The organism is Sphingomonas hominis (genome assembly GCF_013328205.1).
GTDB classification, from domain to species: domain Bacteria; phylum Pseudomonadota; class Alphaproteobacteria; order Sphingomonadales; family Sphingomonadaceae; genus Sphingomonas; species Sphingomonas hominis.
The window spans coordinates 852,179-864,766 of record NZ_JABULH010000001.1 but is presented as its reverse complement, the minus strand read 5'-3'; the positions used below and the strand labels follow the sequence as shown (position 1 = coordinate 864,766).

9 protein-coding genes and 1 tRNA gene are annotated in these 12,588 nt (G+C 65.4%); 3 read left to right on the top strand and 7 right to left on the bottom strand.

Annotated elements, in window-relative coordinates:
* Positions 1–78: 78 nt before the first annotated feature.
* A complete protein-coding gene (locus tag HRV97_RS04365; RefSeq protein ID WP_174192410.1) occupies positions 79–708 on the top strand; it encodes a prolyl hydroxylase family protein in 630 nt (209 codons plus the stop codon).
* A gap of 149 nt (positions 709–857) precedes the next feature.
* On the opposite strand, the gene HRV97_RS04360 is transcribed toward HRV97_RS04365, so the two are convergent.
* The 6 genes from HRV97_RS04360 to lon all read right to left on the bottom strand — a co-directional run bounded on the left by HRV97_RS04360 (position 858) and on the right by lon (position 9,569).
* Entirely contained in the window at positions 858–3,575 is a 2,718-nt protein-coding gene (locus HRV97_RS04360) for a TonB-dependent receptor domain-containing protein (protein ID WP_174192743.1), read from the bottom strand.
* Positions 3,576–3,652: 77 nt separating this feature from the next.
* Positions 3,653–5,245, bottom strand: a complete 1,593-nt coding sequence (locus tag HRV97_RS04355; protein WP_174192409.1) for a hypothetical protein — start codon at positions 5,243–5,245, stop codon at positions 3,653–3,655.
* A 186-nt stretch (positions 5,246–5,431) separates the two neighbouring features.
* Entirely contained in the window at positions 5,432–6,415 is a 984-nt protein-coding gene (locus tag HRV97_RS04350) for an NADP-dependent oxidoreductase (protein WP_174192408.1), read from the bottom strand.
* 101 nt (positions 6,416–6,516) lie between these two features.
* Positions 6,517–6,591 (bottom strand) — tRNA-Val (locus tag HRV97_RS04345).
* Positions 6,592–6,671: 80 nt separating this feature from the next.
* Positions 6,672–6,953: an HU family DNA-binding protein gene (locus HRV97_RS04340; protein WP_174192407.1), complete on the bottom strand. Its 282-nt coding sequence runs from the start codon at positions 6,951–6,953 to the stop codon at positions 6,672–6,674.
* Positions 6,954–7,172: 219 nt separating this feature from the next.
* Positions 7,173–9,569, bottom strand: coding sequence for an endopeptidase La (lon, locus tag HRV97_RS04335; RefSeq protein ID WP_174192406.1), 2,397 nt, complete (start codon positions 9,567–9,569; stop codon positions 7,173–7,175).
* Positions 9,570–10,167: 598 nt separating this feature from the next.
* Here lon and HRV97_RS04330 point away from each other — a divergent pair.
* Both HRV97_RS04330 and HRV97_RS04325 read left to right on the top strand, forming a co-directional pair.
* Positions 10,168–11,877 carry a M1 family metallopeptidase gene (locus tag HRV97_RS04330; protein ID WP_174192405.1) on the top strand — a complete coding sequence of 570 codons (1,710 nt, stop codon included), beginning with the start codon at positions 10,168–10,170 and terminating at the stop codon, positions 11,875–11,877.
* Positions 11,874–12,149, top strand: coding sequence for a hypothetical protein (locus HRV97_RS04325; protein WP_174192404.1), 276 nt, complete (start codon positions 11,874–11,876; stop codon positions 12,147–12,149). The genes HRV97_RS04330 and HRV97_RS04325 overlap by 4 nt, the downstream gene beginning before the upstream one ends.
* A 36-nt stretch (positions 12,150–12,185) precedes the next feature.
* On the opposite strand, the gene HRV97_RS04320 is transcribed toward HRV97_RS04325, so the two are convergent.
* Entirely contained in the window at positions 12,186–12,545 is a 360-nt protein-coding gene (locus HRV97_RS04320; protein ID WP_174192403.1) for a DUF4440 domain-containing protein, read from the bottom strand.
* Positions 12,546–12,588: the final 43 nt, after the last annotated feature.

Below are 12,588 nucleotides of genomic sequence, written 5' to 3'. Positions count from 1 at the left end.
ATGTTACAGCCGCGTGGCAGGCTTGTGTAATATTTCTGTGATTGGGGCGGCTTAGCCGCTCGCGCTACAGGAGCAATCATGGCCACAGACGCGATCACCGCCCACCTCGCCCAGCAGCCCGGCATCCAGAAGCTGCCCAGCCTCAAACTGACGCTGTTCGTCCAGCGCGGCTTCCTCGACGCCACCACCTGCGCCGCCCTGTGCGCGATGATCGATGCCGAACGCCGCCCCTCGACCATCTCCGACCACAATGGCGACAGTGCCTTTCGCACCAGCGAGACATGCGACCTCGCTGCCACCGACCCGCTCGTCGCGGCGGTCGACGCGAGGCTCGCCGCCTTCACCGGACTCGACCCACTCCACGGCGAACCGCTGCAGGGTCAGCGCTACGCGGTGGGTCAGGAATTCAAGGCGCACACCGATTATTTCGAGCCCAATGGCGTCGACTTTCACCGCTACTGCTCGGTCGCGGGCAACCGCACCTGGACCGCGATGGTCTATCTGAACGAACCCGAGGCCGGCGGCGCGACGCGGTTCAAGGCGGTCGACAAGACGATCCAGCCGGAGGTCGGCAAGCTCGTCTGCTGGAACAACCACCGCGCCGACGGTTCACTCAACTCCGCGACGATCCACCACGGCATGAAGGTGCGCGCCGGCACCAAATACGTCATCACCAAATGGTACCGCGAACGCCCTTGGGGCTGGTGACTCGTCAGCCACAACCGCCGTCATCCCGGTCTCGACTCAGGATTCCGCTTCTTCGCAACACCAGAAGGCAAGTCGCCGCCGGATCAACTCCGAGGCGACGGTAACAAAACGGACGGAGCGGGTGCCACGACGACACCCGCCCCATCCCCTTAGAACTTCACGCCCAGCCCCAGCGACACCGAAGCGCCCAGGTCGTAGCGGTTATAGTAGATCCGCTGCGCGTCGAACTGCTGATATTCCTTGTACGGCGTCGCGGTGATGTTGCGCGCCTCGAACTTCACCTCGGTCTCGACCCCCGCGATCGTCACGCCTTCGCGCGCGACGAAGTCGAGGCGGAAACCCGGATATTCGTACACATCGGGCTGCGCGTTCGGTCCGCGCGTGGTGACCCGCTTCGAGGCGTAGCTCAGCAGGAATGTCTGCTGCGACAGCCGGTCGGTATCCTCCAGCCCGAGTTGCAGGTTGACCAGATGATCCGACTGCCCCGTCAGCGGCGCACCGTCACGGAAGAACAGATTGGCGTCGCGTGACACGCCGTTAATCACCGTCTGGTCACCGTCACGCACCTTCAGCTCCGATTGCGTGAAGGTGTAGTTGGCGATCGCCAGGAACCGACGCGCTGCCCAGAACTCGCCGCCCAACCCTTCGAGCGGGAAATACTTCTGCAGCTCGACCTCCGCACCGTAGAGCTGTGCCTCCGGCGCGGTGGCGAAGCTCGTCTGCACCTGGCCCACGATCGCCGAATAGGTTTCGATCGGGCGGTCGATCTTCTTGTAGAAACCCGCCAGCGTGAAACGCTGATCACGCCCGAAGAACCATTCGTAGCGCGCCTCGGCATTATACAATTCGCTGTCCACCAGCGAGTTGTTGCCGCGGAACAGACGGTTGGTGTCGGTGTCGATATAGACCTGGCTGATCAGCTCGCGGAACTGCGGCCGCGCGATCGTCTTCGATCCGCTCGCGCGCAACTGCATGCCCGGCTGCAACTCGTAGGTGACCGTCAGCGACGGCAGCCAGTAATCCTTGTCGATCCGCGTGTTGAGCTGACCCGCCAGCCCCACCAGCCCGGTGTTGAACACGTCGATCGCGTCGACGCGCTGCTTGCCGGTCTCGTAACGCACACCCGCGGTCACGTTCAGCGCCGGGCTCAATTGCGCGATGATCTGCCCGTAGCCGGCATGCGTGCGCAAGCTGGCGTCGAACGCCGCGGTACCGTCCTGCGCGGTCGTTTCCTGCAGGTAGATGCCGTATGCCTGGATCGTCTGGTCGGCGAGCAGATAGTCCGGGCGCAACTGCTGCACCGCGATCGGCAGCGAATTCGCCAGGAAGCTCAGCGCACGCCGCGACGAGGTGCGCTTGGTGTCGGTGTAGGCGTAGCCCACGCCCAGCTTCAGGTCGTTGGTCAGCGAGTAGACCACGTCCGCGCCGCCCGACCAGAGATTCTCCTCCAGGTCGCTGAACGCGACGTTCGCGCCGCCCTTGCCGCCGGTGCCTAAGTTGTTGCTGTACTTGTTGCCGATCGGATCGAGCGGCAGGTTGGTGCGCACGTACAGGAACTCGCGCTCGTACGGCGCCTCGCGCTGCGAATTGGCGTAGCTGCCGCGCAGCTCGACCTTCAGGTCGTCGGTCGGCTTGAACTCGCCCACCAACTGCGTGTTGATCAACTGCCGCTCGTACCAGCCGGTGTTCTGGATCAGCAGGTCCTGCCCCGCACGGTCGAGGTCGAAGCCGACGCCCAGCCGTGCCTGCTTGATCGTGTCGCGGATGTACAAATTGGTCCAGCGGATCACGTTGTCGCCGAACTCGGCGTTGATGCCGAGCAGGCCGTTCACCACCACGCGGTTGTCGGTAACGACGCGGTTGATGCTGTTCTGCAGCACGCCCTCGTCGCCGACGCCGTTGGCGAATTGCTGCAACGTCTGGCGCGTGCGCCACGTGTTGCCGATCCCCGCCGAGGCGAGCAGGCCCAGCCGCAGCCCGCCGACGTCGACGCTGGTCCCGCCGGTCAGATTGCCCGCGAAGTTGATCGGCATCTGATATTGCGTCTGCAATACCGAGGTGCGCGCATTGACCAGGCTCGACGCGATCTGGCCGAGCTGTTCGCGGTTGAACGTCGCATTCTCGCCGATCGGCGACCCGCTGTTCAGCGCGTTGGCGAGCGGGCCGGGCACGTCGCGCGTGCCATTGTCGAACCCGGTCCAGTCGGTCGGGCTGCCGTAATACACGTAGCCGAGCCGCCCGGTGGTGTAACTGTCGCCGCTGACCGATCCCGATACGGTCAGGAACGGCTCGTTCGGCGTCGTCTTGGTGGTCAGGTTGATGACGCCGCCGCCGAACTCGCCGGGGAAGTTCGCCGAATAGCTCTTTTGAACGAGACTCGACGCGATCACGTCGGTCGGAAAGATGTCGAGCGGCACGACGCGTCGCAGCGGCTCGGGGCTCGGCAACGGCGACCCGTTGAGCAGCGCCAGGCTGTAGCGATCGCCCAGACCACGAACGTACACGAACCCGCTGCCGACGACCGACAGGCCGGTCACGCGCTGCAACGCGCCCGCGATGTCGCCCTCGCCGGTGCGCGCGATATCCTCGGTCGACAGGACCGAGATTACCTGCGGCGCATTCTGCACCGGATTGGCGCGCGCGCGGCCGACGACCACGATGTCGTCGCCACCGCCGGGGATCGACACCTGCGGCGCGGCGCTCGTTTCTTCCTCGTCCTGCGTCGGATTGCCCGACGGGCTCGACGGCGTGGCGCCCGGCGCGCCGGTGGTCGGCGTGTTCGATCCGCCGGCCTGCGCGAACGCGGGGCTCGCGAACAGGCAGGTGCTCAACAACAGGGCGCTCGCGAGCGGCAGCCGCTTGGACATCATTCTTCCCCCAAATCCTTACACATGCGAATCAGGGGACGGCATCGCTGCCGCCCCCCTTGTGCGACCCGCAGGTCTCAGGTGGTCGGCAGCGACAGGCACGAACCGTTGGTGCTGCCGAAATCGGCATAGGCCAGGTTGCAGGTCCAGTTGCGGTACCAGGTGTCGCTCGCGTTGCGCACCGCACCCACGTACGGCGCCGACTGGAAGAAGCCGCCCGAGTTGACCACGCTCGCGCTCGACGGATCGACCGCGGTCGCCGCCGTTTCACCACTACCGTTGATGAACGTGCTGGTCAGCGTCGAGGTGAAGGCCGCATTGTTGTTGCGCCCGCCGTTGAAGATGCCCGCAACCTGATCGGTTGTCACGCCGCCCGTGCCGCTGAACGCCGGGCTGCAACCCGACAGCAGCACCGAGGTGAAGCTCGGCGGCCCCGCCTTGTCAGTGGCGCTGTTGGCCGCCGCGACCGTCGTCGCGCTGTTGATGCGCACGCACGGCAGGCCCGAGTCGGTCACCACCACGCCGTTGTAGAGCGAATAATCGCCGCCGCCACGGAACAGCATCACCGACGCGTTCGAGCCGATCTTGGAGCGGTGAATGAAGGTGAAGTTGGCGAGCCGCACGTTGGAGCGCGGCACCGCGTCCTCGTTGCCGTTCGAGTCGTGCTCGATCATCGCGTCACCCGAGCTGCCGCCCGGACGCTGGATCGCGATCACATATTGGATGAAGCCCTTGTAACCGACGTCGGTGTCGAGCGAATCGTCGTCCGCGCCAGAGATGACGAGGTAGTTCATGTTGGGACGGCCGCCGAACACCTCGATGCCGTCGTCCGACGAGTTGACCGACTGGAAGTGGTCGATCTGCGTGCCCGAACCGACGCCCGACGGGGTCAGCGACTGGAGCTCGCGGTCGGGCGCCAGCGCGAAGCCCGAATAGCGGATCTGCACGTAGCTCATGCGGCCCGAATTGTCGGTCGGCTGCGCACCGCCGTAGATCGCGCCCGACGTACCCTCGGTGTCACGCGTGCAGTTCGCGCTGCCCGCGACCGCGCCCGGCTCCGAACAATCGGTGATCGGCGCGCGGCCCAGCAGCACGATGCCGCCCCACTGGCCTTGCGAGTTGACGTCGTTCTGGCCGACGACGTTGGCGCGGCTGGTGAAGATGATCGGCGCGGTCGGCGTGCCGACGGCGTTCAACTGGTTGCCGCGGTTGACCGCCATGAACGACGGACCACCCTCGGCGTAGATCACCACGCCCGGATCGATGTTCAGCACCGTGTTGTAGCCGGTGCTGGTCGCGCCCGCGTCGGTGCCGACGTCGACGCGGCCGTTCATGCGGTACACGACGCCCGACACGCGCGGCAGCGTGGTGGTGGCGGTGAAGCGCGCGGGCAGCGTGCAGGCGCGGTACGTGCCGGTCGGGCCGGTCACCGTGCCCGCGTCGGTCAGCGCGTTCGGCCCCGTGATCGTCGGGCAGCTCGCCGCCGCGGTCACCAGGCCGGTGCCGGTGCTCGGCGTCGGGGTGGGCGACGCCGCCGGTGCGGGCGTCGGCGACGGCAGAACGATCACGCCTTCGCCCGGCGATGCGATGTCGTCGGCACCGCACGCGGTCAGCGCGGCGGTCGCGCAACCGAGCATGAGCATGAGCGAAGCGCGCTTGAGATTCTGCATTGAACACTCCCCGAACCGTGAATGGTGGACATCAGGTGATGCCCGGCCGACTCGATACCCCTGTGCCGGCCTCCACGCCGCGCTAGGCGTCGTGGATGACAACGGCATGGATGTTCGGAGACAGTGGAATGACTGTTGCGTTTCGGTTCCGTGACAATCCCCGCAAACCGATTGGGTCAGCCCTGCTTATTCATTCTCCGCCATGATCAGCACCACCTTGCCGCGCGGATGCTCGTCCTTGGTGAACGCGTAAGCGTCGCGCACCCGGTCGAACCCGAACGTCTCGGCCACCGCGACCTTAACCGTACCCGCCGCAACGAGCGCCGCGATTTCGCCTAATTGCGCCGCGTTCGGCTCGGCCAGCCACCGCGGCACGGTGCGGATGCCGAGTTCGCGGCCCTTCTCCTCGTCGGTTTCGAGCGTCGACACCAACGTGCCCCCGCGTTTCAGCACTCCGAACGATCGCGCCTGCGTTTCGCCGCCCTGCGTGTCGAACACGAGGTCGAGGTCGGTTGCGTGATCCTCGAACCGCTCGTTCTCGTAATCGATCGCGCGCTCGACCCCCAGCGAGCGGACATAATCGAGGTCACGGCTCCCGGCCGTGGCGAATACGGTCGCGCCCTTCCACACCGCCAATTGCGCCGCCAGATGCCCGACCCCGCCCGCCGCACCGTGGATCAGCACGCGCTGCCCCGCCTGCAACTGCCCGTGATCGAACAGCCCCTGCCACGCGGTCATCCCAGCGAGCGGCAGCGCCGCCGCGGTCGCATTGTCGATCTCGTCGGGCGTCGCCACCAGCTCCACCGCCTTCACCACAACGTAATCGGCCTGGCCGCCGCGATCGAAATCGATGAAGGCGAACACGCGCTGCCCCACGCTCAGCATGTTGTGCGCGCGCGTTCCCAGCGCCTCGATCCGCCCCGACAGATCGCGCCCAAGCGCGAACGGCAGCGCGTCCGCACTCATCGGCGGGAACTCGCCCGCCGCGGTCTTCCAGTCGACGGGATTGATGCTCGCCGCCGCCACGCGCACCAGCACCTCGTCGTCCACCGCCTGCGGGATCGGCCGCTCGGACAATGCGATCACGTCGAGGTCGCCAAACTGGTCGAGCCACACCGTCCGGTTCGGCACGAGCGGCTGATGCTGATCGGAAATCACGTCGTCGGTCATGTGTGCGCTCCTGCTGTCGAAGCGGCAACGAGCCGAGCCTCGCAGAGGATGCAGCGCAGATACGACAAGGCCCGCCGCCATCGCTGGCTGCGGGCCTGAAATGGTGGGCGCGACAGGGATTGAACCTGTGACCCCACCCGTGTGAAGGGTGTGCTCTACCGCTGAGCTACGCGCCCGAACCGTGTCGGAGCGGCGCCTTTAGGCAAGCACCACCCGCCTGTCCAGTACGAAAAGGCTCAGCGAAAAAACGCCGTCATCATTTCGCGACGTTGAGCGAATCCTTCAACACCTTGCCTGCCTTGAACTTGGGCTGCGTGCTCGCCTCGATCGTCATGGGCTCGCCGGTGCGCGGGTTGCGCCCGGTCGACGCCTTGCGCTTGCTGACCGCGAACGTGCCGAAACCGACCAGCCGCACTTCCTCGCCCTTCTTCAGGCAGGTCGAGATCGAATCGAACACCGCCTCGACGGCGCGCACCGCCTCCGCCTTGCCCAGCCCCGCATTGGTCGCGACCTGCGCGATCAATTCCTGTTTGTTCATCCCCGGAAAGTCCCCGTGTTACGCGTCGAACGGCAAAAAGAATGGCGCGCGGACTCGCTCAAACGCGAACCCGCATCTCCCCAGTAAGGCCGCAGCCGTTAACCGAGTCAAACGAAACCGCCGCGCTTCATGGTCGAAGCACGGCGGCATGTTGTGGCGCTACCACGATCGGACGGTTACGGCCATATTCGTCACGCGGCCGTAACCATCTTTGGTCGCCTAATGGTGCATCTCGCCCCCGACCGGTGCGATCGGCGCGGGCGGCAGCGCGGCGAGCTCGTCCGCCTCGGTCCAATCGATCGCCTCCAGCGGCTCGGTCAGCGCGAGCCGCAGCACTTCGTCGACGTGCGCGACGGGCACGATCGTCAACCCGGCTTTCACGTTCGCGGGAATGTCCGCCAGGTCCTTCTCATTCTCCTGCGGGATGATGACGGTCTTGATCCCACCGCGCAGCGCGGCAAGCAGCTTCTCCTTCAGCCCCCCGATCGGCAGCACGCGCCCGCGCAGCGTCACCTCGCCCGTCATCGCCACGTCGCGCCGGATCGGCACGCCGGTCAACGTCGAGACGATCGCAGTCACCATGCCGATGCCCGCCGACGGCCCATCCTTCGGCACCGCGCCCTCGGGCAGGTGGATGTGGATGTCCTTGCGGTGGAACAGGCTCGGCTTGATCCCGAACGACGGCGCACGCGCCTGAACGAAGCTGTAGGCGGCCTGCACCGACTCCTTCATCACGTCGCCCAGCTTGCCCGTCACCTTTGCCTGGCCCTTGCCCGGCACGGTCACGCTCTCGATCGTCAGCAACTCGCCGCCGACCTCGGTCCAGGCCAGCCCGGTCACCGCGCCGATCTGATCCTCCTGCTCGGACAGGCCGTGGCGATATTTCTGCACCCCGGCATATTCGTGCAGATTGTCCGGCGTGATCGTCACGCTGGTCAGCTTGTTCTCCAATATCTGACGCAGCGCCTTGCGCGCCAGCTTGGCGATCTCGCGCTCCAACGTGCGTACGCCCGCCTCGCGCGTATATTGCTGGATCAGCGCGCGCAGACCTTCGGTCGTCAGCGTGAACTCGCCGTCCTTGAGGCCATGCGCCTCGATCTGCTTGGCAACCAGATGCCGCTCGGCGATCTCGACCTTCTCGTCCTCGGTGTAACCCTCCAGCCGGATGATCTCCATGCGGTCGAGCAGCGGCTGCGGCAGGTTGAGCGAGTTCGCCGTGCACACGAACATCACGTCCGACAGATCGATGTCGATCTCGAGATAATGGTCGTTGAACTTCGCGTTCTGCTCCGGATCCAACACCTCGAGCAGCGCCGAGGCCGGATCGCCGCGGAAATCCTGTCCCAGCTTGTCGATCTCGTCGAGCAGGAACAGCGGGTTCGCCGCCCCTGCCTTTTTCAGGTTGGTGACGATCTTGCCCGGCAGCGAGCCGATGTAAGTCCGGCGATGCCCGCGGATCTCCGCCTCGTCCCGCACGCCGCCCAGCGACTGACGGATGAACTCGCGACCGGTCGCCTTGGCGATCGACTTGCCGAGCGAGGTCTTGCCGACGCCCGGCGGGCCGACCAGGCACAGGATCGGACCCTTCAACTTGTTGGTCCGCGCCTGTACCGCCAGATACTCGAGAATACGATCCTTGACCTTGTCGAGCGCGTAATGGTCCTCGTTGAGCACGCCCTCGGCCGCCACCAGGTCGCGCTTGATCTTGCTGCGCTTGCCCCACGGCAGCCCCAGCAGCACGTCCAGGTAATTGCGCACTACCGTCGCCTCGGCGCTCATCGGCGCCATCGTCTTGAGCTTCTTGAGCTCTGACGTCGCCTTGGTGCGCGCTTCCTTCGACATCTTCAGGCCGGCGATCTTCTGCGTCAGCTCGGCGATCTCGTCGCCATTGCCCTCGTCGTCGCTGTTGCCCAGCTCGCGCTGGATCGCCTTCAACTGCTCGTTGAGGTAATATTCGCGCTGCGTCTTCTCCATCTGGCGCTTGACGCGGCTCTTGATCTTCTTCTCGACCTGCAGGACGCCGAGCTCGCCCTCCATCAGCGCGAACGCCATCTCCAGCCGCTTGACCGGATCGACCTCCATCAGCAGCGACTGCTTCTCGGCTACCTTGATCTGCACGTTGCCCGCGATCGAATCGGACAGCAGGCCCGCCTCGCTCAACTCGCCGAGTTGCGCGGCGGTCTCCGCCGGCAGCTTGCGATGCAGCTTCGCGTAAGCCTCGAACTGCTTCACGACCGAGCGCATCAGCGCCTCGACGTCCGGCCCCTCGACTGCCTTGTCCTCGACTGCGGCGATCTGGGCCTCGAAGAAGCCGTCACGCTCGTTCAGCGCCTCCAGCGTCGCGCGCTGCTTGCCCTCGACCAGCACGCGCACGGTGCCGTCGGGCAGCTTGAGCAATTGCAGCACGGTCGCGGTCACGCCCATCGAATACAGATCGTCGCGCGCGGGATCGTCATTGGCAGGATCGAGCTGCGCGACCAGGAAGATCTCCTTGTCGGCAGCCATCGCCGCTTCCAACGCCGCCACCGACTTGTCGCGTCCGACGAACAGCGGAACGATCATGTGCGGAAAGACGACGATGTCGCGAAGCGGCAGGACGGGAAGAGTGGACGTCATGGATACTCCGGGGGTCGCCGAACAGCGGCGACGTTCATGATCCTATATGGTGCGTCGGCGATTTCCATCAATCGTTGCGGCGGCGTTCCACTCGCGCTGTCCTACGACCCGAGCGCGTGTCATGCTCCCCCGATGCGCGCGCTCGTTTCCGCAGTCCACACCCCACCCCGTTCCGTCGCCCTGAACTCGTTTCAGGGCCCATCCATCCTCCATCGGCTTCGCTTCCAGATCCCGGCCGCGTCCCTCCTTCGCAACAAGCCCCCCTCGCTGAAAGGGAGAAATTCGGGGTGGGTAGCCGCGGCACGAACCGCTGCCTCTCACCCAACCCATTCCGCTGCCTTCCGACAAGGAAAGAGGCTCTCCACTTCCTCCACTTACCATTTCTGCAATCGCGCGCCTTTCAGGCTCCAAGGCGCCACGACCGATCGAAGTCGCATCAGCCTCCGCTGCCGTTTATCATCCTACGAGAGGTACTTACGCCTCCAACCTCCCCCCTCACCTGAGCACCCGCTACCCAAAGTGTAAGCGCCAAGAAAAACGCGTTTGAACCTCCACTTCCTCCACTTCGCATCCCTGCAACCGTACTCCGAAGGCTTCCATGCGCCATCTAGCCGCCCTGCTCGCCCTCCCGCTGCTCGCCCTCGCTCCGCCGCCAAAAGGCAGCCCACCGCTGACCGAGCAGACCCAGCGCTCGGGCGGACCACTCACCCCCGAGCAGACCGCGCTCCGCTTCGACCACGCCGATCTGTCGTTCGAGGTATTGCCCGACCAGCAGGCGCTAACCGGCATCGCCACCCTCACCTTCACCGCGCGCGCAGCCATCACCCGGTTGGTCGTAGACCTCGACCGTAACCTGCCGATCAGCGCGATCAGCATCGACGGACGCGCGCTTCCCCGCACCGCCTGGACCAACCCCGAAGGCCGCCTGACGATCACGCTCCCCCACCCACTAGCCCCGGGCAAGCAGGTAACAGCCCGCATCAGCTACGGCGGGACCCCACACGTCGCCGTCAACGCTCCGTGGGACGACGGCATGGTGTGGTCGAAGACGCCCGACGGCCGCACCTGGTTCGCCACCACCGCGGAGGGCTATGGCTGCGACCTGTTCTGGCCGTGCCTTGACTTCCCGACCAGAGAGCCCGCCTCGGTCGACCTGCACATCACCGTGCCGGCGGGGCTCAAGGCGCCATCCAACGGTCGCCTGCTCGGCATCGATCACCTGCCAAACGACCGCACCCGCTGGAACTGGCGCGCGCGCCAGCCCAACACCTATGCCATCGCGCTCAACGTCGGTCCGTACGAGGAGATCAGCGGTAGCTACAAGAGCCGCTTCGGCAACACGATCCCGATGAGTTACTGGTACCTGCCCGGCGAAAAGGCGAAGGCCGAGGCATTGTTCGCCGAGTTCGCCCCGACGCTCGACTTCTTCGAGGCGACGGTCGGCCCTTACCCATTCGGCGACGAGAAGCTCGGCGTGGTCGAGACCCCGCACAAGGGCATGGAGCACCAGACGATCAACGCCTACGGCAACAATTACGCCAAGGCACCAGAAGGTTTCGATTGGCTGTTCCACCACGAACTCAGCCACGAATGGTTCGGCAACCAGCTCACCGCCGCCAATTGGGACGATTACTGGCTGCACGAGGGCTTCGGCAGCTACATGCAACCGCTCTACGGCCGCTGGCGCGAGGGTGAGGCACGCTACAACGTCATGCTCGACACGCAACGCAACCAGATCGCCAACGACCATCCGATCGTGCGCGGCAAGGTGCTGACCGAGGAGGAAGTCTACGAACCCAAGCTCGGTGGCCCCGGCACCGACATCTACTACAAGGGCTCGTGGATGCTCCACAGCCTGCGCTGGCTGATCGGCGACGCCGCCTTCTTCAAGGCGATGCGGATCATGGTCTACGGCCGCGACGATCCCAAGCCCGGCAACTTCCGCCCCCGCTTCGGCTCGACCGCCGAGTATCAGCGCATCGTCAATCAGGTGACGGGCAAGAATTACGACTGGTTCTTCGACGCCTATCTGCGCCAGGCCTCACTGCCCGACCTCGTCACCACGCCGCTTGCCGGTCACCGCACGGAGTTGCGCTGGAAGGTTCCGGGCGCGTCCACTTTCCCGATGCCGATCGAGGTGAGCCTCGACGGACGCACACAGCGCCTGGCAATGACCAACGGCGCGGCGATCATCGACACCTCGCCCGGCACGCACCTCGTCATCGACCCGGAAGCGCGCGTGCTGCGGCGCAATCCGGCAATCGAAGCGTTCCGCAGCCGGAGCAACCAGCAGAGGTCACGCAAATGAACGAGCGCACATCCGTCAACGCCGGCGATGACAACATTACTCTTGGCATGAAACGCGCAAGCGAGATGGCCGCGGTGTTCATGATCGGCGACGGCCTGCTCGGCCTGCTCCAGCCGACCCGCCATGTCGACCTATGGCGATCAGATCTCCGCCCCGTCGACGCCTTGGTCTCGCCGTTCGGCGGAAAACCAACTCGGCGTCGCCTCTACGGTTTGGCTCAACTGACTGCCGGAATTGCACTCGCCGCCAGCCTGCGCCCAACCAGCAACTAGAAACGGGCACCTCGCTGCAGCGAGGTGCCGTCTCGATCAACCGTTGGAGGTCAGCGGCACCATCTGCTGGTGCTGCACCACCCGCCAATTCTCATGCGACAACCAGCGATAGGTCGAGGTACAATAAGCCGCGTACTGTTCATCCCCACGCGATGCCGCGACGTGATAGGCAACGACGATCAGCCCTTCCTGCGGCCGCGCCACCTGACGCTCGCTCAACTCGACCTTGTCCCACCGCGGCGTCTTCTTCACCGCCTCGATCGCCTGCTGCCCGCTCATCACGAACGGCGGCTCGGGCAGCACCATCAGGCATTCGTCGTCGATTGACTCTTCGTAATGCTCGGGCGTCGCCGTCCACAGGCTTTCCTCGAAACTCCACACGCGATTGTCGTCCACGAACCATGCTCCCGTTGTCCGCCAAGACAATCGCACGCGCCGT